The sequence below is a fragment of the Pseudomonas sp. UF-293 genome (genome assembly GCF_058245595.1).
The window spans coordinates 26,000-52,568 of the sequence record NZ_JBSICA010000024.1 but is presented as its reverse complement, the minus strand read 5'-3'; the positions used below and the strand labels follow the sequence as shown (position 1 = coordinate 52,568).

The following is a 26,569-nucleotide window of genomic DNA, read 5'->3' as shown; positions in this document are numbered from 1 at the left end:
GAAGGAAGCAGAAGCGGCTAATGCTAGCGGAGCAAGGGCAAAATTGCATCCGGTGTCCTCGTCTAATATGGCTAAGCTGCATCAGCAGAGGCTTTTATCAGCTCGGGACGAGGAATTACCGGAGCGTCTATGCGGTGGGCCGTGGCGGCATTGCTGGGTATCAGCCTCAACGCGATGGCCGCGCAAGCGCCGTTGCGCTTCGCCGTGCCGGACAGTTGGGCGATGCCGATGGTGCAACTGCAAGGCGGCAGACCGACCCAGGGCATCCTGCACGACGTCTTGCTCAGTCTGGCGACCCAGGTTGGCGCACCGGCGCAATTCATCGTCCTGCCGCGCGCGCGGGTCCAAACTGCGATGGAGCATGGCGACATCGATGTGCGCTGCTATGCCGCGCAGTCGTGGCTGCCGAATCAGTCCGGCGATTACATCTGGAGCGTGCCGTTGTGGTTCCAGCGCGACCTGCTGATCAGCCGCAAGGGACAACCGGCGCAGATCAATCCCGCCCAGCTGCCGCGCCAGGCCATCGGCACCGTCCTCGGTTACAGCTACCCTACCCTGCAACCGCTGTTCGACGCCGACCGGTTGCAACGCGAAGACGCGCGCAATCAGGAACAGGTGCTGGAAAAGCTCCTCGCCGGACGCTATCGCTATGCGGTGAGCAATCAGTGGACGCTGGACTGGATCAACCAGCGCCTGTTGCCGGAGCAGCAGCTGCAAAGGGTCGCGGTGCTGCAGGAACAGAATATCGGCTGCTACGTGAGGAATGATCCAAAGGTGCCGGTGCAGCGGATTTTGCGCACGTTGCTGCGGATGAAGATGTCGGGCGAGATCGACGACATTATCCGGTTGTACACCGGCACCTCTTCAACCACACCCTAACCCCCTGGGAGCGAGCCTGCTCGCGAAAGCGGTATGTCAGGCGACACCGTTGTTGAACACGCCGACGTTTTCGCGAGCAGGCTCGCTCCCCCAGGGTTGGCCGGTCAATAGCCGTGCGATTCGCGGAATTTCTGATAATCGTGAAAGTCGATCCACTCGACCACGTCGTAAGGCAGGTAGAGCTGCTGTCGCGCGCGGGAAATGGCGATGTATACGGCACAGATGCGCTGATCGAACTCGTAGGCGTCCTTGAACTTCTCGTTACTGAGCAACGCCCGCGTCAACAGCACGCGCCTGAACTCCATCCCGCCGGCCTGCTCCGCCATCATCAACAGACAGGCCTTGCCCGGCTCGATGATCTTCTGGCTCAGTCGCGTCAGGTCGGCAATCATGAAGCCGTTTTGCAACTGTGCTTCGATCCACAAAAAGGCTTCATCGAACTGGTTGGCGGCGCGCACCTGCTGCCAATCAGCCATGTCGCTGAAATACGGGTGCGGTCCTTTCTCGCTGGACCCGGCGTTATAGAAATCACGACGGAACAGCTCAATGGCGGTGGTCATGAAATGCTTGATGTCGTCCTGCGCTTCCCTGTCGGGAAAACTGAAGGCGCAACTGGAGTCGTGCAGGTGGATGGCCCACATCATCGTGTCCCACGGTGACGCGGTCAGCACCACGCAACCTTCGGGCGGTATGAAAGCTTCCGGGTAGTACTCGATATCGACGTCGGCGTGACGAGCACCTTCGAACGGCACTTTGCTCTTTTGCGTGTGGCGCGAGATCAGCGGATTGACCAGGCGCTCGACATTGCGCCCCGAGCGCACCGAATAGCAGATATCGCTCTGGCGAACTTCACGCTTGCGCTTGAGCGGCTCGCCCTTGGCCTGCTGATATTCATCGCCGAGGGTGATCAGCACCTGCTGCCCGCGCTCGATGATTTGCAGCAGCGACGCCGGTACATCCTGGCTCTCGTCGATGATCACATGGGTGTAGCGCGGCGGGACGCGGCAACCGGCGAGACTGGCGCGCTTGATCATCAACAACGTCTGAAAACCGCTCTGGCTGGCCCAGGCCGGATTGGCCTCCAGATACACCCACAGGCGACTGGAGTACTCCAGCAGCGCTTGCGAGTCTGCACCGGTCAAGGGCTGCTGGAAGTGCGGCAAATGCCTGGCGGAAAGTGTGTGATCTCTAGAGGCGCAGTACAGCTCCAGCACGCGCAGGCAAACCTCGAGAGTGCCCGGCCCGTCGTGGTGGCGAAAGCCGAACATATTCAGTTCCTGCGCCAGCGCCTGCTTGCTCGGAAGCCGACTCTGGGCCTTGGCCACATGCAGGCGCGGGCCAAGCAACTGCGCCTGGGCAAATTCGAAAAAGGTCTGGCCAATTTCCGTGTCATGCACCTGCACGATGTGCTTGCGCAACGTCGCCAGTTTCGCCGGGGTGCGCGCCAATACCAGGGTGCGTTTCGAGCGCAGGCACTCGATCAGCGCGCTGAGCATGTAGCTCTTGCCGATCCCCGCATAACCCTGCACATGCAGGTCTTCGTCGAGGTTGGCGCGGAAGGTCCGCAGCAGCTTGTCCTGCGCCGCGCTCAACCAGTGCTCGCGCTCGCGGGGACTGACCATCTGCTGGCGGAACGGGTTGTTCTGTTTCTGATGGCGAATCTTGAAATCGACATCCCATTGCCCATCGGGCAACAGGTATTGCTGCGCTGTGACTTCATCGGCCATGAGAAACCGCAAGTTCAGACTCTTGAGCGTGTTGAGGCCGAAGTACAATTTGCGCGAATCGAACAAGCGCCGCGCCTCTGCAAGCAGTCCCGCTGATCCAGTGCACCGAGAGGTGACAGACCAGTCAATGAGTCTGGCGAGAATCTTCTCCGCCGCGCTGGCGCTCAAGTCCTGTTCCGTGGCCTGGGCGAGGTTCTGGATAACCAGCACCGCCGCCAGCTCCGGGTCGCTCAGGTTGGCCAGTGCCGCGTCACCGTCGGGCTGCAACAACGCCGTGCACGCATCATGTGTGATCGGCAGAAGTACCGGTGTGGCCAAATCAAAATGTTCCGGGTGCATACAACCTCGCCGCCTGGGCATTGACACATCACCAGATCAGTCCTGGTCATTCTCGTTGTGCATTTCATGGGACTGCGGCAAGTTTCGCTCGCTGCCGGCCTCGGGGCTGATCCGCAGCTCGAAGGAGTAGCCGCCCAGCGTGCCGGACATGCCGCGTCGATCTGCACCGCCAGCCAGCGGGCCTGCATCGATCTGCGCCTGCACTTCGTAGAGCGCCATTTCGAGCAGTTTGCGCAGGTGTTCAGGGCTTTGAGCGGTGGCATGCAGTTGCAGGTCGTACTGGCCGGCCAGCGATTCTGCGATTGCGGGCTGGTCCTGCACCGCGACCGGCTGCGCAGTGTCTTGCGCCGCGTTGAACAGGGTCGAAGCCGCCAGAATCGCGGCGTGCTCCTCATCCATCAGGTCGAGCACTCGCGACAGCTCCAGCGTACGCTCGGGCTGATCCTGCATCTGCGCTTTGACTTCCAGACGACGTAACTGCCATTCGCGCAGCTTTTCCCGGGTCAGATCGTCAATTTCACCCACTTGCCTTACCTCTCGTTGCCAAGCGGAGGAGTATGCCACTGTTCGCTGTCGACAGCCGCACGGGCACCGGGACGAGGCGCTGCTGGTCCGCGCGTTTCTGATGGCGGATCAACGCCCAAACCAAATCGCAGGCATAAAAAAACCGCAGTGGGCGAAACCCATGCAGTTCTCTTTGAAGCCTTCGCTGTTTCGTTAAGGTGGTGCCCCCACCAGCCACACCCCGGCACACAATGTTCCCGCTGTGGCTGCTTCCTTCCGGATCTGACCAGGTTCACGGGTAATCGTTGCGGGGGGACCGATGGGGTCACCATAACGACGCTTGCCTGTCGGCGAGCCGCGCCATTGTACCTGTCTGAGATGAAGTTACAACCGTTGGTTGCAGATAAAAAATACCAACAGGTTCAAGGACATGCGGCGACGGCAAAAGATCGCAGCCTGCGGCAGCTCCTACAGGGCCAGGACTTCGTCTGCACGACCGCCCGCCTGTTGGATTACCAGATGAATGAAGTGCAGCTTGGCGATCGCCGCTGCCGGCAGTACGAACGGGTAGAAATCCGGCTGGCCCATGCTGCGCGACAGTTCGTTGAGCATGCCGGCCAGTTCGATCCAGGCATTGACGAACGACAGGAATGCCGTGCCGCCGGGGTGCTCCGGGTCGTACAGGCTGCTGGTCGGAAACGGCTGATAGTCGAAGTCCATTTCCCGCGCGCTCATGCCCAAGCCCAGCGCGGTATCCACTGCGTCCATCATGTGCAGGTAATGCGCCCAGGTTTCCGCCCAGTCTTCCCACGGGTGCATGGTCGCGTAGGCGCTGACGTAGTGCTGCGGCCAGTCCAGCGGTGCGCCTTGCTGGTAATGCCGGTCCAGCGCCTCGGCGTAACTCGCGCGTTCGTCGCCGAACAGGTTACGGAACGCGTCCAGCCAAGGGCCGTTGGCGATAAGGCGATCCCAGTAGTAGTGGCCGACCTCATGGCGAAAATGTCCGAGCAGCGTGCGGTAAGGTTCGTGCATCGCCGCCCTGACCTGCTCACGATGCGCATCGTCGGCCTCTTTGATATCGAGGGTGATCAGGCCATTCGCATGGCCGGTCATCGGCGCGTTGCCTTCAAGGTCGACACCGATGAAGTCGAACGCCAGCCCGGTTTCTTCATCCTTGGTTTTCGGGATGACCGGCAAGCCGAGGGTGATCAGTTGCGCGACCAGTCTGCGCTTGGCGATTTCGACCTTGCGCCAGCGTTCGGGGTTTTCCGCGACGGACAGGTCGGGAATGGTGCGGTTGAGGCTGCAAGCGATGCACAGGGTGTCGTGATCGTTGGCCGGCAGCAGCCAGTTGCACGCGGCGGGCATGTCGAGGTTGGCGCAACGGCGGAACAGACCGGCGTCGGGATCGACGTCGAGTGTCCAGGTATCCTCCTCCGGCCCCGGCTGCAGCGAGGTCAGGCGACTTTGTTCGGGTTGATAGCCAAGCAAGGCGTTACAGGCCAGACACTGACTGTTGCGAAAAAACAGCGACTGACCGCAACGGCACGGCCAGACTTTGCTGTTGCGCGAGGATCCGGCCACGAACGGCGCGATGATGCGGGAACTGAGCTGCTCGAAAAAACGGTGCATGGCGATCTCTCCCTGGGACTGGCCAAGACTAGATCATTCCCATGACAACATCGTTCCCGCGCTTAGCTTGGGATAAATCAAAAGATCGCAGCCTGCGGCAGCTCCTACAGGAGATCAATGTGCTAGACACTAGCCCTGTAGGAGCTGCCGCAGGCTGCGATCTTTTGATCTTAAACGGCGATGCCGTGGGTTTTGAGGAAGGCGATAAACGCTTCTTCGTCCATGACCTTCACACCCAGTTCATTGGCCTTGGTCAGTTTCGAGCCGGCACCGGGCCCGGCGACTACGCAATGGGTCTTCGCCGATACCGATCCTGCGACTTTCGCCCCGAGGCTTTCCAGATGATCCTTGGCCACGTCTCGGCTCATCAGTTCGACCTTGCCGGTCAGCACCCAGGTTTCGCCGGACAATGGCAGACCTTCGACAACTTTCTTCTCGCTCTGCCAGTGCATGCCGAAATCGCGCAGCTGCCGCTCAGAATCTTCCGCAAGCTTCCGGTTTTCAGCAGATTGGAAGAAATCCCGCACCGAGTTGGCCTGTTTCTCCGGCAGCGCCTGACGCATATCCAGCCAGTCAGCATTCATCACCGCTTCCAGCGAGCCAAAGCGGTCGGCGAGTTTCTGCGCACCACCGGGGCCGACGAACGGAATGTGCAGTTTGTCGAGCAAGCCGCCCAGCGTAGTGCTGGCGGCGAATTCGGCACCCAGTTCGCCCTGATCCTGAATCTGCAGACCATGGCCGAGCAGTTCGGTGATGACCTGCTGGTTGTGCGCATCCTCAAAGAAACTGTGAATCTCGTGCGCCACTTCCAGGCCGACGTCCGGCAGGTAGGTCAGCACATGCGGCAAGGCCTGTTGCACGCGCTCCAGTGAACCCAGCGAACGCGCCAGCACTTTCGCCGTCTCTTCGCCGACATCGGGAATGCCGAGGGCGTAGATGAAGCGTGCCAGGCTCGGTCGCTTGCTGTCTTCGATGGCCTTAAGCAGCTTGTTGCTCGACACCTCGGCAAAGCCTTCCAGGTCGACGATGTCGTCGAACTTCAGCGCATAGAGATCGGCCGGCGAACTGACCAGACCCTCGTCAACCAGCTGCTCGACGCTCTTGTCGCCCAAGCCTTCGATATCCATGGCCCGACGCGAAACAAAGTGGATGATCGCCTGCTTCAATTGCGCGCCACAGGCCAGTCGGCCGACGCAGCGGTACACCGCGCCTTCGCTGAAGGTTTCCTTGCCCTTGCTGCGCTTGACCAGTTGCGTGCGCTCTACGTGGGAGCCGCACACCGGGCAGCTTTCTGGAATGGCCACCGGGCGCGCGTCATCGGGGCGACGCTCGGTGACTACCTGCACCACTTGCGGAATCACATCACCGGCGCGGCGGATGATCACCGTGTCGCCGATCATCAGGCCCAGCCGCGCCACTTCGTCCATGTTGTGCAATGTGGCGTTGGCCACGGTGACGCCGGCGACCTTCACCGGCTTCAGACGCGCCACCGGAGTCACCGCACCGGTGCGGCCGACCTGGAATTCCACGTCGAGCAGCTCGGTGAGTTCTTCCATCGCCGGGAATTTGTGCGCGATCGCCCAGCGCGGCTCGCGGGCACGGAAGCCCAGTTCACGCTGGTCGGCGATGCTGTTGACCTTGAACACCACACCGTCGATTTCATAGGCCAGCGACTCACGGCGCGCGCCGATGTCGCGGTAATACTCCAGGCATTCGTCAATGCCCTTGGCCAGCTTCAGTTCATGACTGATCGGCATGCCCCACTTCTGCAACTGCTTGAGGTTGCCGATATGGGTGTCGGCAATATCGTGGGACACCTGGCCAATGCCGTAGCAACAGAATTCCAGCGGCCGGTTGGCGGTGATCTTCGAATCGAGCTGGCGCAGGCTACCTGCTGCCGCGTTGCGCGGGTTGGCGAAGGTCTTGCCGCCGATTTCCAGTTGCGAAGCATTGAGGCGCTCGAAACCGGCCTTGGACATGAACACTTCACCGCGCACTTCCAGCGTCGCCGGCCAGCCTTCGCCGTGCAGCTTCAGCGGAATATTGCGCACGGTGCGCACGTTGACGCTGATGTCTTCGCCGGTGGTGCCATCGCCCCGCGTGGCGCCGCGCACCAGCAAACCATCCTGATACAGCAGGCTGACCGCCAGGCCATCGAGCTTCGGCTCGCAGCTGTATTCCACCGCCGCGCCGCCACCAAACAGATCGCCGGCCGGCACGTCGAGGCCTTCGTTGACGCGGCGATCGAATTCGCGCATGTCGGATTCTTCGAAGGCGTTGCCGAGGCTGAGCATGGGGATTTCATGCCGCACCTGAGTGAACGCAGTCAGCGCCATGCTGCCGACGCGCTGGGTCGGCGAATCGCTGGTGATCAGTTCCGGGTTGGCCGCTTCCAGTGCCTTGAGCTCATGAAACAAGCGGTCGTACTCGGCATCCGGAATGCTCGGCTCGTCGAGAACGTGATAGCGATAGTTGTGCTGATCCAGCTCAGCGCGCAGCTCTAGAATGCGGTTTTTGGCGGCGGTCATGGGTGTTCTCTCATAAAGCAAAAGAGCAGCCGAGGCTGCTCCAGTTTTATTCCATTATCGGCGGTGCGGCCAAAAGATCGCAGCCTCGTTGCACTCGTCAGCCCCTACAGGCCGAAGGCTGCGATTTTTTGATCTTGCCCTTAGCGCTTCTGGGTCAGGGCGCGGCGTTCGAATTCGACGATACGCTGACGGTAGTGCTCGATCGTCTGCGCGGTCAGCACGCTGCGCTGATCGTCTTTCAGTTCGCCGTTCAGTTCCTGGGACAGCTTGCGCGCTGCCGCGACCATCACGTCGAAGGCCTGCTTCGGATGACGCGGGCCAGGCAGACCGAGGAAGAAGCTCACCGCTGGGGTGCTGAAATGGTCGATATCGTCCAGATCAAAGATACCCGGCTTGACCGCGTTGGCCATGGAGAACAGCACTTCGCCGTTGCCAGCCATGCTTTCGTGGCGGTGGAAAATATCCATCTCGCCGAAACGCAGGCCGCTTTCGAGAATGTTCTGCAGCAGCGCCGGGCCCTTGAAGCCGGCCGGGTCGCGGCAGATCACGCTGATCACCAGGACTTCTTCGGCTTGCGGCTGATCTTTTTCCGCCACGGCCGCTGCAGGCTTGCTGTCTTCGGCGAAATCGTCATCGCGGCTGCTGAAGCTCGGGCCGCCGTCCAGATCCAGATCGAGGTTCAAGTCGCCCTGCGCCGGGCCGTTGCTGCCACGCTTGCCACGCTTCGAACCGGATTCACGCGGCTCGCGGGCTTCGCGGTTGGGCATGCTCACCGACGGCAGATCGTGCTCGTCCAGTTGCGGCTCTTTGTGCGTATCCAGAACGCGGGCCGGGCCCAACAGCTCGGCGCTGGTGTCCTCGTCCGGCAGATTGGACAGGCTCCGGTCGAGACGGAATTTCAGCTTTCCCTTGCCGCCGCGCATACGGCGCCAGCCATCGAAAAGAATACCGGCTATCACAATGATGCCGATGACGATCAGCCACTCGCGCAGACCGATTTCCATGTAATCCCGTGCCTCTATAAAAAATGCTGAAAAATAAGGGGTTTACACTGCGTAAACCGCTTTAAAACGTGGCGCCAACTCTATGTTCTGACAGGCGTTTTGCCCACGTATACGAAAAATTGACATTAAACTAGCACGATCAAAGGCTTCGCAGCTACAAGCTTTAAGCTCCAAGCCACAAGCCGTCCACTTGCAGCTTGGAGCTTGTCACTTGCAGCTGCGCCGCTAGGCGTCCACCATCGCCATCGCCTCCTCGACATCCACCGCCACCAATCGCGAACAACCCGGTTCATGCATGGTCACGCCCATCAACTGCTCGGCCATTTCCATGGCGATCTTGTTGTGGGTGATGTAGATGAACTGCACGGTCTGCGACATCTCTTTGACCAGGCGTGCGTAGCGTCCAACGTTAGCGTCATCCAGTGGCGCGTCAACCTCATCGAGCATGCAGAACGGCGCCGGGTTCAACTTGAAGATGGCAAAAACCAGGGCCAGAGCAGTCAGGGCTTTTTCGCCGCCGGAGAGCAAATGGATGGTGCTGTTCTTCTTCCCGGGCGGCTGCGCCATGATCGTTACCCCTGTATCGAGTAGATCTTCGCCCGTCAGTTCCAAATACGCGCGCCCGCCACCGAAAACTTTCGGAAAAAGTGCCTGTAATCCGCCGTTGATCTGATCAAAGGTATCTTTGAAACGGTTGCGGGTTTCCTTGTCGATCTTGCGGATGACGTTTTCCAGAGTCTCCAGCGCTTCGACCAGATCGGCGTCCTGCGCATCCAGATAACGTTTACGCTCCGATTGTTGCGTGTATTCGTCGATGGCCGCGAGGTTGATCGCACCCAGGCGCTGAATGCGCGCGTTGATGCGTTCGAGTTCTTCTTCGGCTTCGCGTTCACTGGCTTGGGCAGTCAATGTCGCGAGCACGCCGTTGAGATCGTAGCCGTCCTCAAGCAATTGATCCTGCAAAGCCTTGCGGCGCACGGTCAGGGCTTGCCATTCCATGCGTTGCTGTTCGAGCTGGCCGCGAATCAGCTGCGATTGCTGTTCGGCCTGGGTGCGGCGTTTTTCCGCGTCGCGCAATTCCCGATCGGCGTCTTCCAGGGCGATCTGCGCAGTCTTGAGTTCCTCATCGACAGTCATGCGCTTGTCGAGCAACTCCTCGAGCTTGAGGCGCAGCTCTTCCAGCGGCGCCTCGCCCTCCTCCAGATTCAGACTCAACTGTTCGCGCTTTTCAGTCAGACGCTCGGCCTGCATTTCCAGACGCTCCAACGCCTGACGCGTGGAGTCATGCTGGGCGCGCAATGAGCCGAGACGCACCGCCAGTTGGTGGGCGTGATCCTTGTGCTGCCGCGCTTCCTGGCGCACGCGATCAAGACGTTCGCGCAGGCTGTCGCGCTGGGCCAGCAGCAACTCGCGTTGCTCGGTGTCGAGCGCCATGGCGTCCAGCGCTTCCTGCAAATGCATGCGTGCTTCGCCGACCTGTTCGTGCTCAAGCTCACGCTGCTCGCCGAGTTCGACCAGTTCTTCATCGAGACGGGTGCGGCGTAAGGTCAGCTGTTCGGCCTTGGCTTTGCCAGCGGACAACTGCGCTTTCAGTTCGCCTTGCTGGCGCGCTTCGTCCTGCAGCAAGCGGCGCAGATGTTCGCGGCCGTTTTCCTGCTGGCGCTGTTGCGCGCGCAAGGTTTGCAGGCGGGTTTCCATGGCCTCGACCGTGGCTTCGCGCTCTTCGCGTTCCAGTTGCAGGTCTTCGATTTCCTGGCCACGGGCGAGCATGCCGCTTTCCGCTTCGCTGGCGCGACGTACGCGCAAGAAGTGCCGACCGACCCAATAGCCATCGCGACTGATCAGGCTTTGCCCGGCGCTCAACTGGCCGCGCAAGGCCAGTGCCTGCTCAAGGCTGTCGACCGGTTTGACCTGACCAAGCCACGGCGACAGATCGATCTGCGCCTCGACTTTGTCCAGCAAACTGCCCGCCACTCGCACGCCATCGCTGGCCGGGCTGAGCAGGCGCAGATCGCCCTGGGTGAAACCGGACAAATCAAAGCCACTGAAATCGTCGACCAGCACCGCTTGCAGATCGGCGCCGAGCACGGTTTCCACCGCCAGCTCCCAACCGGCCTCGACCTTAAGGCCCTCGGCCAGGCGCGGACGCTCTGCGAGGTTGTGTTCCTTCAACCATTCGGCGGTGCCGGTGCCCGGATCGAGCGCGGCCTGCTGCAAGGCCTCCAGAGACGCCAAACGCCCATTGAGCCGCTGCAGATCGCCCTGCGCCTGCTGCTGCGCGGTCAACGCTTGCTGTAATTCCTGACGCAGTTGTTCGAGTTTTTCGACCTGTGCTTCTTCGCTGGTCTGCAAATCTTCCAGGGTCGCTTCGGATTCGGCGAGCTGCTCGTTGAGCGCCATGATTGCCGCGTCTTCCGGGTCGGCGGAGAGCAACGCGCGTTCTTCGGCGAGACGTTTCTGCCGGTCGGCCAGGCGCTCCATGCTGCTTTCCAGCTGCTGGATCCGCGACTGTTGCACTTCAGCCTGACGGCGAGGTTCGGCAGCGGTCAGGTTGAAAGCGTCCCACTGCTCCTGCCAGCCGTGCATGGTGGTTTCGGCTTCTTCGAGGGCCGCAGCGGCTTCCTCGGCGGCGGCGCTGGTGACTTCCTGTTCTGGCGTGAGCATGTCCAGCTCTTCGCCAAGGGTCAGCAGCAACGTGCGGTCGTGGCCCAGGTGCGACTCGGTTTCCAGACGCGCGCGCTCGGCTTCTTTCAGATCGTCCTGCAACTGGCGCAAACGCTGCTGGCCGTGCTGAATACTCTGCTCGACCCGGGCGATGTCACCGCCGACCGAATAGAAGCGGCCCTGCACCAGATTGAAGCGCTCGGACAGGTCGTGGTGGCCGTCGCGCAGGCGTTCGATGGCCGCATCAGCGTTACGCTGTTCAGCGACCAACGCTTCGAAACTGACTTCCTGGTTGCCGATGATCGACTCGCGCTGGCCAACCTGCTCGTTGAGATCCTGCCAGCGCAGCGCCGACAGTTGCGCCTTGAGCTGACGCTCTTCGGCCTTGAGTTCCTGATACTTTTTCGCCGCCTCGGCCTGACGGTGCAGACGTTCGAGCTGGCGCTCCAGCTCTTCGCGCAAGTCGGTCAGGCGGGCGAGGTTTTCGTGGGTGCGGCGGATACGGTTTTCAGTCTCGCGGCGACGCTCTTTATATTTCGAGATGCCGGCGGCTTCTTCGATGAAGTTACGCAAGTCTTCGGGCTTGGACTCGATCAGCTTGGAGATCATCCCCTGTTCGATGATCGAGTAGCTGCGCGGGCCGAGGCCGGTGCCGAGGAAGATATCGGTGATGTCGCGCCGACGGCATTTGGTGCCGTTGAGGTAATAAGTGGTCTGGCTGTCGCGGGTGACTTTGCGGCGGATGGAAATTTCCGCGTAGGCGGCGTATTCGCCTAGCAGCGTGCCATCGGAGTTGTCGAAGACCAGTTCGATGCTCGCCTGGCTTACCGGTTTGCGGCTGGTCGAGCCATTGAAGATGACGTCGGTCATCGACTCGCCACGGAGGTTCTTCGCCGAACTTTCGCCCATCACCCAGCGCACGGCGTCGATGATGTTCGACTTGCCGCAACCGTTCGGCCCGACGACCGCCGCCATGTTACTGGGGAAGTTCACCGTGGTCGGGTCGACGAAGGATTTGAACCCCGCCAGTTTGATGCACTTCAGCCGCACGCTCAGGCAACCGTCAGCGCAGACACCACCAGATCGCAGCTGCGCTGGGCATACGCCGTGAGCACGATGCGGATCTGCGGCAAATCACGGGCGAGTACGGCGGCGAGCAAGCGTTCGAACAGTTCGAGGAATTCGCTCATTTCCGCCTTGCGCTGTTCGAGGGCCAGAAAGTAGGCGCGGCTCATCGCCGGCTGGAGGTTCTCGACGGTTTCTTGCAGGTACGGGTTGTTGGCGAACGGATAGGCGGCACGCATCACCGCGAAGCTGTCATCGACGAAGCTGCGGATATCGCCGCGCTCGTAATTGGCGGTCAGGCGCTGCTGGATCTGCACGAACGGCGCCATGTCCGACTGCACTTGCCAGCCGTTGGCCACGGAATTGCCGAGCAGGATGTACAGCTCGCTCATCAACGTGCACAGGCTCTGCACCTTGTGCGGCGTCAGCTCGGTAACGTGGGCGCCACGACGCGGCAGGATCGCGATCAGGTGACGGCGCTCGAGGATCAGCAAGGCTTCGCGAACCGAACCGCGGCTGACGTTGAGCGCCAGCGTGACCTTCTGTTCCTGGATGCGCTCTCCCGGCTTCATTTCGCCACGAATGATGCGTTCGGCGAGGTGGTGAGCGATTTGCTCGGCGAGGCTGTCCGGCGCCTTGAACGTCATGGTTGTCCTTCAAACTCTATCGATCTGCACAAGCGGCGCAGTGTAGCGCAAATGCACGGTCATGGCGGAGTGCCCACTCAGCGGTTTTTGGCACGAATCCCGCAAAAAAGCGCAGTGACCGATGAAGGTCAATACTGAATAGACACGCTGTTGATCGACGAAACGGATTTTCCTGACCTTTAAGTCAGAAAACCATTGACCGAAAAGTCAGACCTGCTAAATTCGGTTCACGTCGGTTAACAACAATAATGAGTCTGCGAGGCCTTCCGTGATCCAGTTTTTACTTAACCAGGAACTCCGTAGCGAGCACGCCCTGGACCCGAATCTGACTGTGCTCAATTACCTGCGCGAACACGTGGGCAAGCCCGGCACCAAAGAAGGTTGCGCCAGCGGCGACTGCGGCGCCTGCACTGTGGTAGTAGGCGAGTTGCAGACCGATGACACGGGCCGTGAACACATTCGCTATCGCAGCCTCAATTCGTGCCTGACCTTCGTCTCGTCCTTGCACGGCAAACAACTGATCAGCGTCGAAGACCTCAAGCACAAGGGCGAACTGCACAGCGTGCAGAAAGCCATGGTCGAGTGCCACGGTTCGCAGTGCGGCTTCTGCACCCCCGGTTTCGTGATGTCGTTGTTCGCCCTGCAAAAGAACAGCGATGCGCCGGATCAGGCCAAGGCTCACGAAGCGCTCGCCGGCAACCTCTGCCGCTGCACTGGCTACCGGCCTATTCTCGCCGCTGCCGAACAATCCTGCTGCGGCAAACCAGCGGATCAGTTCGACGCCCGCGAAGCCGAGACCATTGCCCGCCTCAAGGCTATCGCGCCGACCGATATCGGTGAACTCAACAGCGGCGACAAGCGCTGCCTGGTGCCGCTGACCGTCGCTGACCTGGCCGATCTCTACGACGCTTATCCACAAGCGCGGCTGCTCGCCGGCGGCACCGATCTGGCGCTGGAAGTCACCCAGTTCCACCGCACTCTGCCGGTGATGATCTACGTCGGCAACGTCGCCGAAATGAAGCGCATCGAAACCTTTGCAGACCGCATCGAAATCGGCGCCGCCACCGCTCTCTCCGACTGTTACGAGGCGTTGAATGCCGAATATCCGGACTTCGGCGAACTGCTGCACCGCTTCGCTTCGCTGCAAATCCGCAACCAGGGCACCCTCGGCGGCAACATCGGCAACGCCTCGCCGATCGGAGACTCGCCACCGCTGCTGATCGCCCTCGGCGCGCAGATCGTGTTGTGCAAAGGCGAGGCCCGACGCACCTTGAACCTGGAAGATTACTTCATCGACTATCGCGTCACCGCGCGCCAGGAAAGCGAATTCATCGAAAAAATCATCGTCCCGCGCGCCAGCGCCGAGCAGTTGTTCCGCGCCTATAAAGTGTCGAAGCGCCTGGACGACGACATCTCTGCCGTCTGCGCTGCCTTCAATCTGCGCGTGGAAAACGGCGTGATCGCCGACGCCCGGGTGGCCTTCGGCGGCATGGCGGCGATTCCGAAACGCGCTGCGCACTGCGAAGCCGTGCTGCAAGGCGCGCCGTTCACCAACGCCGTGATCGAACGCGCCTGTGCCGCGCTGGCCGAGGATTTCACACCGCTCTCGGACTTCCGCGCCAGCAAGGAATATCGCCTGCTCAGCGCGCAGAACCTGCTGCGCAAATACTTCATCGAACTGCAAACACCGCACATCGAGACTCGGGTGACCGCTTATGTCTAACCATCACGCCGTAGAGAAGACTCAAGCTGAATTGGCCGAACTGTTCGCCCAGGACCTGACCACCGGTGTCGGCCGCAGCGTCAAGCACGACAGCGCCGCCAAGCACGTGTCCGGTGAAGCGCAGTACATCGATGACCGTTTGGAATTCCCTAACCAATTGCATCTGTATGCGCGCCTGTCGGACCGCGCCCACGCGAAAATCCTCAGCATCGACACGCAGCCGTGCTACGCCTTCGAAGGCGTGCGCATCGTCATCACCCACGAAGACGTGCCGGGCCTGAAAGACATCGGCCCGCTGATGCCGGGCGATCCGCTGCTGGCCATCGATGACGTGCAGTTTGTCGGCCAACCGGTGCTGGCGGTCGCGGCGAAAGACCTGGAAACCGCGCGCAAAGCAGCGATGGCGGCGATCATCGAATACGAAGATCTCGAACCGGTGCTCGACGTCGTCGAAGCCCTGCGCAAACGCCATTTCGTACTCGACAGCCACACCCATCAACGCGGCGATTCGGCTTCGGCACTGGCCACGGCTGAACACCGCATTCAGGGCACGCTGCACATCGGCGGCCAGGAGCACTTCTATCTGGAGACGCAGATCTCCTCGGTGATGCCCACCGAAGATGGCGGGATGATCGTCTACTGCTCGACGCAGAACCCGACCGAAGTGCAGAAACTGGTCGCCGAAGTGCTCGACGTGTCGATGAACAAGATCGTCGTCGACATGCGCCGCATGGGCGGTGGTTTCGGTGGCAAGGAAACCCAGGCCGCGAGCCCGGCGTGCCTGTGCGCGGTGGTCGCGCACCTGACCGGCCAGCCGACCAAGATGCGCCTGCCGCGCGTCGAAGACATGCTGATGACCGGCAAGCGCCACCCGTTCTACGTTGAATACGACGTCGGTTTCGACAGCAGCGGCCGTCTGCACGGGATCAACATGGAGCTGGCTGGCAACTGCGGCTGCTCGCCGGACTTGTCCGCCTCGATCGTTGATCGGGCGATGTTCCACTCGGACAACTCCTACTATCTCGGCGATGCGACCATCAACGGTCACCGCTGCAAGACCAACACCGCCTCGAACACCGCTTACCGTGGCTTCGGTGGCCCGCAAGGCATGGTGGCCATCGAAGAAGTGATGGATGCGATCGCCCGGCATCTCAAGCTCGATCCGCTGGCGGTGCGCAAGGCCAACTACTACGGCAAGACCGAGCGCAACGTCACCCACTACTACCAGACCGTCGAGCACAACATGCTCGAAGAGATGACCGCCGAACTGGAAGAAAGCAGCCAGTACGCCGAGCGCCGCGAAGCGATCCGCCGCTACAACGCCAATAGCCCGATCCTGAAAAAAGGCCTGGCGCTGACTCCGGTGAAATTCGGCATTTCCTTCACCGCGAGCTTCTTGAACCAGGCCGGTGCGCTGATCCACATCTACACCGACGGCAGCATCCACCTGAACCACGGCGGTACGGAAATGGGTCAGGGCCTGAACACCAAAGTCGCGCAGGTCGTGGCGGAAGTGTTCCAGGTGGAAATCGACCGTGTGCAGATCACTGCGACCAACACCGACAAAGTACCGAACACCTCGCCGACTGCGGCCTCCAGCGGCGCCGACCTGAACGGCAAAGCCGCGCAGAACGCAGCACAGACGATCAAGCAACGTTTGGTCGAATTCGCCGCGCGGCACTACAAGGTCAGCGAAGAAGACGTCGAATTCCGCAATGGCCACGTGCGGGTCCGCGAGCAGATCCTGACGTTCGAAGCGCTGATCCAGCAGGCGTATTTCAATCAGGTCTCGCTGTCGAGCACTGGCTTCTACAAGACCCCGAAAATCTATTACGACCGCAGTCAGGCGCGGGGCCGTCCGTTCTATTACTTCGCTTTCGGCGCGGCCTGCTGCGAAGTGATCGTCGACACCCTGACCGGCGAGTACAAGATGCTGCGCACCGACATCCTGCATGACGTCGGCGCCTCGCTGAACCCGTCGATCGACATCGGTCAGGTCGAGGGCGGTTTCGTCCAGGGCATGGGCTGGCTGACCATGGAAGAGCTGGTCTGGAACAACAAGGGCAAGCTGATGACCAATGGCCCGGCCAGCTACAAGATCCCGGCCGTGGCGGACATGCCGCTGGATCTGCGGGTGAAACTGGTGGAAAACCGCAAGAACCCGGAAGACACGGTGTTCCACTCCAAAGCCGTCGGTGAACCACCATTCATGCTCGGCATCGCCGCGTGGTGTGCGATCAAGGACGCTGTGGCGAGCCTCGGTGATTATCAGCACCAGCCGAAGATCGACGCCCCGGCCACGCCGGAGCGGGTGTTGTGGGGCTGCGAGCAGATGCGTCAGCTCAAAGCGGTGAAAGCCGTTGAAGCTGAAACCGAGCTGGCTCCGCTCTAGGACCGAGGCGCGGCCATTCGCGAGCAGGCTCGCTCCCACATTTGGAATGCATTGCCAATGTGGGAGCGAGCCTGCTCGCGAAGAGGCCGGCACAGACAACGAAGATGTCGAGGTGAAACATGTACAACTGGATCGACGCCCTCGCCGACCTGCAGAACCAGGGCGAGCCCTGTGTGCTGGTGACGATCATCGAAGAACTTGGCTCGACGCCACGCAACGCCGGCTCGAAAATGGTCGTCAGCGCCGACCGCCTGTTCGACACCATCGGTGGTGGACATCTGGAATTCAAAGCCATGCAGATCGCCCGCGAGATGCTCGCCAGCGGCAAGCAGGACACCCATCTGGAGCGCTTCAGCCTCGGCGCCAGCCTCGGCCAGTGCTGCGGCGGCGCCACGGTGTTGCTGTTCGAACCGATGGGCCAGGTCCAGGCGCAGATTGCCGTGTTCGGTGCCGGCCACGTCGGTCGCGCGCTCGTGCCGCTGCTGGCCAGCCTGCCCTGCCGGGTGCGCTGGATCGATTCGCGCGAGGCCGAGTTCCCTGAACACATCCCCCACGGCGTGCGTAAAATCGTCAGCGAAGAGCCGGTGGATGAAGTCGATGACCTGCCTGCCGGCAGCTACTGCATCGTCATGACCCACAATCATCAGCTCGATCTGGAGCTGACCGCCGCGATTCTCAAGCGCAACGATTTCACCTGGTTCGGCCTGATCGGCTCGAAAACCAAACGCGCCAAATTCGAACACCGTTTGCGTGATCGCGGTTTCGACCCGAGCGTGGTGCAGCGCATGCGCTGCCCGATGGGCATCGGCGAAGTCAAAGGCAAACTGCCTGTGGAAATCGCCATCTCCATCGCCGGTGAAATCATCGCTACCTATAACGCCAACTTCGGCCAGCACAGCGCCCGCGCCGAACCGATTGCCCGATTGCTGCCCGCCTCGCGCCGCAGCCAGTCCGCCAAACTCAAAGCCTCAAACTGATTAGAGAACCCTCATGCCTCTGACTCGCAAAGCCTACCGCGCCGCCATCCTGCACAGCATCGCCGACCCTGCCGAAGTCGGCATTGAAGCCTCCTATGAATATTTCGAGGACGGCCTGCTGGTAGTCGACGACGGCAAGATCAGTGCCCTCGGCCACGCCAGCGAACTGCTGCCAACCCTGCCGGCGGATATCGAGATCAACCATTATCAGGACGCGCTGATCACCCCGGGCTTCATCGACACACACATTCACCTGCCGCAGACCGGCATGGTCGGCTCCTATGGCGAGCAACTGCTCGACTGGCTGAACACCTACACCTTCCCCTGCGAAAGCCAGTTTGGCGACAAGGCCCACGCCGACGAAGTGGCGGATATTTTCATCAAGGAACTGCTGCGCAACGGCACCACCACGGCGCTGGTGTTCGGCAGTGTGCATCCGCAGTCAGTCAATTCGTTCTTCGAAGCGGCCGAGAAGCTCGACCTGCGCATGATCGCCGGCAAGGTGATGATGGACCGCAATGCCCCGGACTATCTGGTCGACACCGCTGAATCCAGCTATGTCGACAGCAAGGCGTTGATCGAGCGCTGGCACGGCAAGGGTCGCTTGCACTATGCGGTGACGCCGCGTTTCGCACCGACCAGCACCCCGGAACAACTGACCCTGGCCGGGCAATTGCTGACGGAATATCCGGATCTGTACATGCAGACCCACATCAGCGAAAACCTCAAGGAAATCGAGTGGGTCAAGGAACTGTTCCCGGAGCGCAAGGGCTACCTCGACGTCTACGATCACTACCAGTTGCTCGGCGAACGCTCGGTATTCGCCCACGGCGTGCACCTGTGTGACGAAGAATGCGCGCGACTGGCAGAAACCGGCTCGGCGATCTCGTTCTGCCCGACCTCGAACCTGTTTCTCGGCAGCGGCCTGTTCAACCTGCCGATGGCCGAGAAGCACAAGCTCAATGTCGGCCTCGGTACCGACGTCGGCGGCGGTACCAGTTTCTCGCTGCTGCAAACCCTCAACGAAGCCTACAAGGTCATGCAACTGCAGGGCGCGCGGTTGAGCCCGTTCAAGTCGCTGTATCTGGCAACCCTCGGGGGCGCGCGGGCGCTGCGCCTGGAAGACAAGATCGGCAACCTGCAACCGGGTTCGGATGCTGACTTCCTGGTGCTGGATTACAACGCTACGCCGCTGCTGAGCTATCGCTTGAAGCAAGCCAACAACATTGCCGAAACGTTGTTTGTTCTGATGACGCTGGGCGATGACCGCACGGTGCAGCAGACGTATGCGGCAGGTGCTTTGGTGCATCAGCGCTAAGCTTTTCCAAGGCATAAAAAATCCCCCGGTGGTGTGTACCCCGGGGGATTTTTGTTGCCGGTCAGGTTGTCTTCGCGAGCAGGCTCGCTCCCACCTTTGAAATGCATTCCCCTGTGGGAGCGAGCCTGCTCGCGAAAGCCGCGACTCGGTTTCAGATCAGAGCTTGGCCGCTGGACGCCCCGGCTTTTTGGTCTGCAACAAATGCGAAAACACCGCATGCAGATCATCCGACGCGCCTTCCTCGTCGAGGTTGAGCTTGCTGTCGATGTGATCCATGTGATGCATCATCAGGTTCACCGCCAGCTCGCCGTCGCGTTTCTCGATTGCGTCGATCAACTGCGTGTGTTCATCGTACGAGCAATGCGAGCGGTTGCCGCTTTCGTACTGGGCGATGATCAATGAAGTCTGCGACACCAGGCTGCGCTGGAAGCTGATCAACGGCGCGTTCATGGCCGCTTCCGCCAGTTTCAGGTGGAATTCGCCCGACAGCCGAATACCGGCGCCGCGATCGCCACGGGAGAAGCTGTCGCGTTCGTCATTGACCATCTGCCGCAGTTCGGCGATCTGCTCGGCCGTGGCATGCTGCACCGCCAATTCAGTGATCGCCCGCTCGACCAGACGCCGGGCGAGAAACACCTGACGCGCTTCTTCAACACTCGGGCTGGCGACGACGGCGCCACGATTCGGCCGCAACAGCACCACGCCTTCATGGGCCAGACGCGACAGCGCGCGGCGAATGATGGTGCGGCTGACCCCGAAGATTTCCCCCAGCGCTTCTTCGCTCAACTTGGTGCCGGGCGCCAGACGCTGTTCGAGGATGGCCTCGAAGATATGCGCGTAGACAATATCGTCCTGGGTTCCGCTGCGGCCGGCTTTGCCTGCTCGCGGTTGTTTCTTGAGGGGTTGCAACTGTTCGTTCATGGGCACTCGAGTCGGGAAAACTGCGGCGAATAGACCGTGACTGTAATACGGCACAGTAGGTCGCTGGCAAGTATCGCGTAAAAAACAGCGCGATTGTACACAATGAATGGTGGCAACACGACTGTACGGCTGTTTGCGACTTCGGCTGTATTGCAACGGTGGGTTACGTTTGAGTTTAGGCTTGATCGCAGAATCCGCTGCTTTAACACCACCCACCCTGTAGGAGCTGCCGAAGGCTGCGATCTTTTGATCTTGCTTCTTAAAATCAAAGTCAAAAGATCGCAGCCTTCGGCAGCTCCTACAGGGGATGTGTTGTGGCGGACATCTCCATTGGTATAAGGAACACCGCCGTCATGACCGACGCCACCCACTCGCGCCTGCGCCCGCTGGCCGATACTTCGCCTTCCGCCATCGTTGCCGGTTTCATCGCGATGATGACTGGCTACACCAGCTCTCTGGTGCTGATGTTCCAGGCCGGGCAAGCCGCCGGCCTGAGCAGCGGGCAGATTTCCTCGTGGATCTGGGCGATTTCGATCGGCATGGCGGTGTGTTCGATTGGCCTGTCGCTGCGCTATCGCACGCCGATCACCATCGCCTGGTCGACACCCGGCGCAGCGTTGCTGATCACCAGCCTGGGCGGCGTCAGTTACGGCGAGGCGATCGGCGCCTACATCACGTGCGCGGTACTGGTGACGATCTGCGGCCTGACCGGCAGCTTCGAACGGCTGGTGAAAAAGATCCCGGCCTCTTTGGCGGCAGCTCTGCTGGCAGGGATTCTGTTCAAGATCGGCAGCGAAATCTTCGTCGCCGCGCAACACCGTACCGGGCTGGTGCTGGGGATGTTCTTCACCTATCTGGTAGTCAAGCGCCTGTCACCACGCTATGCCGTGCTCGCGGCGCTGCTGCTCGGCACTGCGCTGTCGGGCTTTATGGGGTTGCTGGATTTCAGCGGCTTTCATCTGGAAGTGGCGACCCCGGTCTGGACCACGCCGCACTTCTCCCTGGCCGCTACCATCAGCATCGGCATTCCGCTGTTCGTGGTGGCGATGACCTCGCAGAACATGCCCGGCATCGCCGTGCTCCGTGCCGATGGCTACAACGTCCCGGCCTCGCCACTGATCACTACCACCGGCATCGCCTCGCTGTTGCTGGCGCCGTTCGGCTCCCACGGCATCAACCTCGCGGCCATCAGCGCGGCCATCTGCACCGGCCCGCATGCCCACGAAGATCGCAACAAGCGCTACACCGCAGCGGTGTGGTGCGGGGTGTTTTACGGGATCGCCGGGGTGTTCGGCGCCACGTTGGCGGCATTGTTTGCGGCGTTGCCGAAAGAACTGGTGCTGTCGATTGCCGCGCTGGCGTTGTTCGGCTCGATCATCAATGGCTTGAGCATTGCCATGACTGAGGTGAAAGAACGTGAAGCGGCGTTGATCACCTTTATGGTCACGGCGTCGGGGTTGACGCTGTTTTCCATTGGTTCGGCGTTCTGGGGGATTGTTGCGGGGGTTTTGACGCTGGTGATCTTGAATTGGCGTAAAGCCTAGAAGCAAAGATCGCAGCCTTCGGCAGCTCCTACAGGAGATCGCGTTCCCCTGTAGGAGCTGACGAGTAAAACGAGGCTGCGATCTTTTGATCCACGAAAAAAAACGGCGACCCTAAGGTCGCCGTTTTTTCAGTATCACTTAGCCGCGTTGATCGGCTTTTCCGGATACCAAACGTCCAGCAGCGGGCTGACTTCGTACTTGGTCAGCTCGGAGCGGTTTTTCAGCCAGGCTTCAACGGCAGCGCGCTGCTCTTCGTTGACCGAGCCACGCTTCTGCAGGCATACCAGACCGAAGTCGTCGCCGCCAACATAACCCAGACCGTTGGCTTCCATGGCTTCTTTGATGAATGCTTCGAGGAAAGCGTCAATGGCTTCTTCGGACAAGTCTTCTTTGAAGTCCAGGTTCAGTTCGAAACCCAGCTCTTGAAATTCATCAACGCACAGTTTTTTGCGCAGACGCTGGGAACGGTTAGTCGCCATTGGAACAATCCTCTTAAGTAATAACGGCCGGCACTTTACCAGTTTAAGCCAGCGATTGCCCGACTCTCTGGCCGCTGCGGCCGACCGCCTGTAAAAAAATAACCCTTTGGCCGGCCCCGACACGGCACAAGCTGTTACAGCTTGGGGCATAATGCCGACACTTTCGTTACCACTGAGGGCCTTTTCATCCATGTCCTCGTCTTTTTCCCCCTCTTTTGCAGGGTTTTATTGCATATGATCAAATCGTTGCGTCCACTGTTTCTCGCCGGCCTTCTTCTGCCTCTGGCCCTGCCTGTCTCCGCTGCCACCATCAACACTTCCCTCACCCCGAACGTCGAAAAAGCCCTCAAGGCCAGCAAGCTGCAGCCCACTGCGCTGTCGCTGGTGATGGTGCCGCTCGACGGTCCGGGCACACCGACCGTGTTCAACGCCGACGTCTCGGTCAATCCGGCCTCGACAATGAAACTGGTCACCACTTACGCGGCGCTGGAAATGCTCGGCCCCAACCATCAGTGGAAAACCGAGTTCTACACCGATGGCGACCTGAACGGCGGCATTCTCAACGGCAACCTTTACCTCAAGGGTGGCGGTGACCCGAAGCTGAACATGGAGAAACTCTGGCTGCTGATGCGCGACCTGCGCGCGAATGGCGTGACCCAAATCACCGGCGACCTGATCCTCGACCGCAACTTCTTCGTGCAGCCGCAATTGCCGGAATTCAACGATGACGGCAACGACGACAACAAGCCGTTCCTGGTCAAGCCCGATTCGCTGCTGGTCAACCTCAAGGCCCTGCGCTTCGTCGCGCGCAATGACGGTGGCCGCGTGTTGATTTCGGTGGAGCCGCCGATTGCCAGCATTCGTATCGAAAACACCGTCAAGGCGCTGCCGTCCAAGCAATGCACCGGCGGCGTGCGCTACAACCCGGTGCCGCAGGCCGATGGCAGCGTGACCGTGACCGTTGGCGGCCAGTTGGGCGAAGGCTGCAGCTCGCAGACTTACCTGTCGCTGCTCGACCACGCGACTTACACCGCCGGCGCCGTTCGGGCGATCTGGAAGGAACTGGGTGGCAGCATTCAGGGCAAGGATCGTCTGGCGCCAACGCCGAGCGGCGCCAAACTGCTCGCCCGCGCGTATTCGCCGGATCTGGCCGAGATAATCCGCGACATCAACAAATACAGTAACAACACCATGGCCCAGCAGCTGTTCCTCAGCCTTGGCCAGCGTTTCCGCAACGATGCCGACGGTGACGACGCCCGGGCTGCGCAGCGCGTGGTCCGCCAATGGCTGGCAAAGAAAGGCATCACCGCGCCGCATCTGGTGATGGAGAATGGCTCCGGTCTGTCGCGGGCCGAGCGGGTCAGCGCGCGTGAGATGGCCAACATGCTGCAGGCCGCCTGGCACAGCCCGTACGCCGCCGAGTACATCAGCTCGCTGCCAATTGCCGGTACCGACGGGACCATGCGCAAACGCCTGAAAACCACGGCAATGCGCGGTGAAGCCCACGTCAAGACCGGCACCCTGAACACCGTGCGCGCCATCGCTGGCTTCAGCCGTGACGTGAACGGCAATACCTGGGCGGTGGTAGCGATCCTCAACGACAAAGCCCCGTTCGGCGCCTCGTCGGTGCTCGATCAGGTGCTGCTGGATCTGTACAAACAGCCGAAACTGCCGCAGACCGCTTCGGTGCTGTAACCCTCAAAAGCAAAAGATCGCAGCCTTCGGCAGCTCCTACAGGTGTCCGCATAACCCTGTAGGAGCTGCCGAAGGCTGCGATCTTTTGATCTAACCTAACTCCCGCTCAACCCGATCCCGGCCATTCTGCTTCGCTGCGTAAACCCCTGAGTCCGCGCGCAGCAACAACGCATCCGCGCCCTCACCCGGGCGCCAGCTGGCGATGCCGAAGCTGGCGGTGACCACGCCAACTACGTCCACCGGCGCGCTGCGCAGGCCTTCCCACAACTCCATCGCCAGCATGTACGCGTGCTCGCCGTCGATGTCCGGGCACAGCACCATGAACTCTTCACCGCCCAAACGGCAGAACACGTCGGTGCGGCGCAGGCGATGGCCGATCCGCTCGCAGACTGCCTGCAGCACGCGGTCGCCGACGGCGTGGCCGAACTGATCGTTGATGCGTTTGAAGTGGTCGATGTCGAGCATGATCACCGACAACTCGCCGCCGCCACGCTCGACCCGGGCCATTTCGGTGGTCAGGCGTTCCTGGAAATAGCGACGATTGTGAATGCCGGTCAGCGAATCGGTGATCGACAACGCACGCAATTCTTCTTCCACGCGTTTGAGATCGGAGATATCGGAGATGTAGCCGTGCCACAGCACCCCGCCGCCCGGCAGCTCTTCCGGTGTCGCCTCGCCGCGCACCCAGCGCAGGCCGCGCTCGGGCAGTTGCACGCGGTACTCCTCGCGCCAGGGGCTGAGATTTTCCGCCGACTCGCGGATCGATGAGCGCACGCGAATGGCGTCCTGCGGATGGATGCGGCTGAAGATCGCCTCGGCGTCGAACAGCAACGCGTCCGGCTCCAGCTCGTAGATCTCGCGGATGCCGTCGCTGGCGTAGATCACGCTGAAACGTCCGTCGAACTCCATCTTGAACTGATAGATGCCACCGGGAACATGGGCGCTGAGCTTCTTTAGCAGAATGTCCCGCGCCGCCAGTACTTCGTGAACGCGCTTGCGTTCGGTGATGTCGATGCAGATCGCCAGATGCCCGACCCACAGGTCCTGCTCGTCGAGTACCGGCGTAGCAAGCATGTTCACCGGCAGATGACTGCCGTCGCTGCGCACCAGCGTCCACTCGCGCGCTTCATGGCCGCCGACCTCGCCGCCCTCGACCAGCATCGCGTGGCAGGTCGGAATACTTTTGCCGTAGCGCGCGCTCAACTCGGCGGAACGCGCCGCCAGCTCGCGGGGCAAATGCAGGTTTTCCAGGGTCATCCGCCCCACGACTTTGGCGCTGCTGTAGCCGAGCATTTGCTCAGCGCCGGGGTTGAAGGTGTTGATCACCCCGCGCAGGTCGGTGGCGATGATCGCGACCTGAGTGGCGGCATTCAGCACACCGCGCAATTGGCCGTGGGTGCCGCGCAGTTCCTGCTCGCGCTCGTGCAGTTCCTGGGTGCGCACCTCGACCAGCCGCACCGCGCGCTGGCGCTGACTGACGAGCACGTAAAGCAAGGCACTGAGCAGCGCGCTGAGCAAGCCGCCCAGAATGATCACACTGCCCACCGAAGAATGGTTAGCCTGCATGAACGCGTAGCTTGGCAGGATATCGACCTGATAGTCGTGATCGGCCATGCGCAGCAAACGCGTCGCCGCCAGATCACCGGGCACCGCCTCGTTGGTCGATTCGAACAACGCCTCGTGCTGCCCCTGGGTCGACAAGTCGAGAATCCGCACCGACAGATAATCGTGCAGGGCATCGGGCAGACCGTCGGCGAGCAGCTGGCGCATGCTGATCACCGCCATCACGTAACCGAACGGCTGCGACTCGCCAGCGCGAATGACCGGTGCCAGCAGCAAAACCCCACGCGCGTAGGAGGACTCGATGCCGACCAGATGCATCGGTTGCGACACCGCCATGCTGCCGAGCTGGTCGGCGCGTTGCAGGGTTTCGCGGCGCAAGGGTTGGGCGAGTAGATCGTAGCCCAGCGGTGGCGCCAGTCGGCTTTGGGTTTGCGTGTAGAGCACCGGCACGTATTCGTCGCGCGGCGGCGCCAGTTGCAATTCGCCTTTGGCGTCCAGTTCGCGAATGGTGAAATTGCTCAGGCCTTCATCACGCACCTGCTGTTCGAACGCGGCCCGTTCGGCACCGCTGACTCGCGGCGCGTAGGTATAGGCTTGGGTGCGCAGTAACAAGGGGCGGGAGTAACCGTCGAATTCGGCGCGGGACACCGATTCGGAGTTGGCGAAGAACCGGCGCAGACCATCGAGACGTTGCTCCTGGTCCTGAAAACGTTCGGCGATGCGGCTGTAGCGTTCATTGGCCAGCAGTTGAAAGCGCTGACGCGATTGTTGCTGAAACTGGTTGAAGGTGCCCCATGCGAGCAGCCCGGTGAGAATCCCGCCGGCAAGCAATACCAGCAAAGCGACCAGCCAGGCTGAGACGTCTTCGCTGATGAAACCGAGGATTTTCGGGCGCACGGGGTGCAACGGCATAAGCACGACTCACTCCGCCAGATTCCCGGGAAAAACCCCATTGGCGGTGTGTGAGT

The 26,569-nt window shown here is 61.0% G+C and carries 17 protein-coding genes and 1 other RNA gene; 7 read left to right on the top strand and 11 right to left on the bottom strand.

From position 1 onward, the window contains the following. Nucleotides 1–129 precede the first annotated feature (129 nt). Nucleotides 130–879, top strand: a complete 750-nt coding sequence (locus AC4IHP_RS21455; protein WP_490832689.1) for a substrate-binding periplasmic protein — start codon at nucleotides 130–132, stop codon at nucleotides 877–879. Between the two features lie 104 nt (nucleotides 880–983). On the opposite strand, the gene AC4IHP_RS21450 is transcribed toward AC4IHP_RS21455, so the two are convergent. The 8 genes from AC4IHP_RS21450 to AC4IHP_RS21415 form a co-directional block, all read right to left on the bottom strand. Continuing rightward, entirely contained in the window at nucleotides 984–2,945 is a 1,962-nt protein-coding gene (locus AC4IHP_RS21450) for a hypothetical protein (protein ID WP_460117815.1), read from the bottom strand. A 36-nt stretch (nucleotides 2,946–2,981) separates the two neighbouring features. Continuing rightward, nucleotides 2,982–3,470 (bottom strand): hypothetical protein, encoded by a 489-nt coding sequence (locus AC4IHP_RS21445; protein ID WP_490832688.1) that lies wholly within the window; start codon nucleotides 3,468–3,470, stop codon nucleotides 2,982–2,984. A gap of 204 nt (nucleotides 3,471–3,674) precedes the next feature. Next, an RNA gene (ffs, locus tag AC4IHP_RS21440) (signal recognition particle sRNA small type) lies at nucleotides 3,675–3,771 on the bottom strand. A gap of 146 nt (nucleotides 3,772–3,917) precedes the next feature. Next, nucleotides 3,918–5,081, bottom strand: a complete 1,164-nt coding sequence (locus AC4IHP_RS21435; RefSeq protein WP_490832687.1) for a zinc-binding metallopeptidase family protein — start codon at nucleotides 5,079–5,081, stop codon at nucleotides 3,918–3,920. A 170-nt stretch (nucleotides 5,082–5,251) separates the two neighbouring features. After that, nucleotides 5,252–7,609: an NAD-dependent DNA ligase LigA gene (gene ligA, locus AC4IHP_RS21430; RefSeq protein ID WP_490832686.1), complete on the bottom strand. Its 2,358-nt coding sequence runs from the start codon at nucleotides 7,607–7,609 to the stop codon at nucleotides 5,252–5,254. A 140-nt stretch (nucleotides 7,610–7,749) separates the two neighbouring features. Further along, nucleotides 7,750–8,613: a cell division protein ZipA gene (zipA, locus tag AC4IHP_RS21425; protein WP_016773851.1), complete on the bottom strand. Its 864-nt coding sequence runs from the start codon at nucleotides 8,611–8,613 to the stop codon at nucleotides 7,750–7,752. 225 nt (nucleotides 8,614–8,838) lie between these two features. Then, on the bottom strand, nucleotides 8,839–12,327 hold the full coding sequence (smc, locus tag AC4IHP_RS21420; protein WP_460117807.1) for a chromosome segregation protein SMC: 3,489 nt from the start codon (nucleotides 12,325–12,327) through the stop codon (nucleotides 8,839–8,841). A gap of 2 nt (nucleotides 12,328–12,329) precedes the next feature. Next, the gene (locus tag AC4IHP_RS21415; protein WP_039763015.1) at nucleotides 12,330–12,989 is read right to left on the bottom strand and encodes a GntR family transcriptional regulator; all 660 of its coding nucleotides are present in this window, start codon (nucleotides 12,987–12,989) and stop codon (nucleotides 12,330–12,332) included. Nucleotides 12,990–13,257: 268 nt separating this feature from the next. Here AC4IHP_RS21415 and xdhA point away from each other — a divergent pair, with 268 nt between their 5' ends. The 4 genes from xdhA to guaD all read left to right on the top strand — a co-directional run bounded on the left by xdhA (nucleotide 13,258) and on the right by guaD (nucleotide 19,399). Continuing rightward, the gene (xdhA, locus tag AC4IHP_RS21410) at nucleotides 13,258–14,712 is read left to right on the top strand and encodes a xanthine dehydrogenase small subunit (RefSeq protein ID WP_490832685.1); all 1,455 of its coding nucleotides are present in this window, start codon (nucleotides 13,258–13,260) and stop codon (nucleotides 14,710–14,712) included. Beyond that, nucleotides 14,705–17,104: a xanthine dehydrogenase molybdopterin binding subunit gene (xdhB, locus tag AC4IHP_RS21405; RefSeq protein ID WP_460117803.1), complete on the top strand. Its 2,400-nt coding sequence runs from the start codon at nucleotides 14,705–14,707 to the stop codon at nucleotides 17,102–17,104. The genes xdhA and xdhB overlap by 8 nt, the downstream gene beginning before the upstream one ends. 119 nt (nucleotides 17,105–17,223) lie before the next feature. After that, a complete protein-coding gene (gene xdhC / locus AC4IHP_RS21400) occupies nucleotides 17,224–18,081 on the top strand; it encodes a xanthine dehydrogenase accessory protein XdhC (protein ID WP_073473987.1) in 858 nt (285 codons plus the stop codon). 13 nt (nucleotides 18,082–18,094) lie between these two features. Continuing rightward, complete coding sequence (gene guaD, locus AC4IHP_RS21395) at nucleotides 18,095–19,399, top strand: guanine deaminase (RefSeq protein ID WP_490832684.1); 1,305 nt, start codon at nucleotides 18,095–18,097, stop codon at nucleotides 19,397–19,399. Between the two features lie 156 nt (nucleotides 19,400–19,555). On the opposite strand, the gene AC4IHP_RS21390 is transcribed toward guaD, so the two are convergent. Then, nucleotides 19,556–20,320: a GntR family transcriptional regulator gene (locus tag AC4IHP_RS21390; RefSeq protein WP_007918375.1), complete on the bottom strand. Its 765-nt coding sequence runs from the start codon at nucleotides 20,318–20,320 to the stop codon at nucleotides 19,556–19,558. Between the two features lie 353 nt (nucleotides 20,321–20,673). Here AC4IHP_RS21390 and AC4IHP_RS21385 point away from each other — a divergent pair, with 353 nt between their 5' ends. Continuing rightward, nucleotides 20,674–21,864 (top strand): benzoate/H(+) symporter BenE family transporter, encoded by a 1,191-nt coding sequence (locus AC4IHP_RS21385; RefSeq protein WP_490832683.1) that lies wholly within the window; start codon nucleotides 20,674–20,676, stop codon nucleotides 21,862–21,864. Nucleotides 21,865–21,998: 134 nt separating this feature from the next. Here AC4IHP_RS21385 and AC4IHP_RS21380 read toward each other — a convergent pair whose 3' ends face one another. After that, nucleotides 21,999–22,343, bottom strand: a complete 345-nt coding sequence (locus AC4IHP_RS21380; protein WP_016773843.1) for a YggL family protein — start codon at nucleotides 22,341–22,343, stop codon at nucleotides 21,999–22,001. Nucleotides 22,344–22,577: 234 nt separating this feature from the next. Between AC4IHP_RS21380 and dacB the strand changes: the two genes are divergently transcribed. Next, a complete protein-coding gene (gene dacB / locus AC4IHP_RS21375) occupies nucleotides 22,578–24,038 on the top strand; it encodes a D-alanyl-D-alanine carboxypeptidase/D-alanyl-D-alanine endopeptidase (protein ID WP_073473982.1) in 1,461 nt (486 codons plus the stop codon). Nucleotides 24,039–24,128: 90 nt separating this feature from the next. Here dacB and AC4IHP_RS21370 read toward each other — a convergent pair whose 3' ends face one another. Next, nucleotides 24,129–26,513 (bottom strand): sensor domain-containing diguanylate cyclase, encoded by a 2,385-nt coding sequence (locus AC4IHP_RS21370; RefSeq protein ID WP_490832682.1) that lies wholly within the window; start codon nucleotides 26,511–26,513, stop codon nucleotides 24,129–24,131. Between the last annotated feature and the right edge of the window lie 56 nt (nucleotides 26,514–26,569).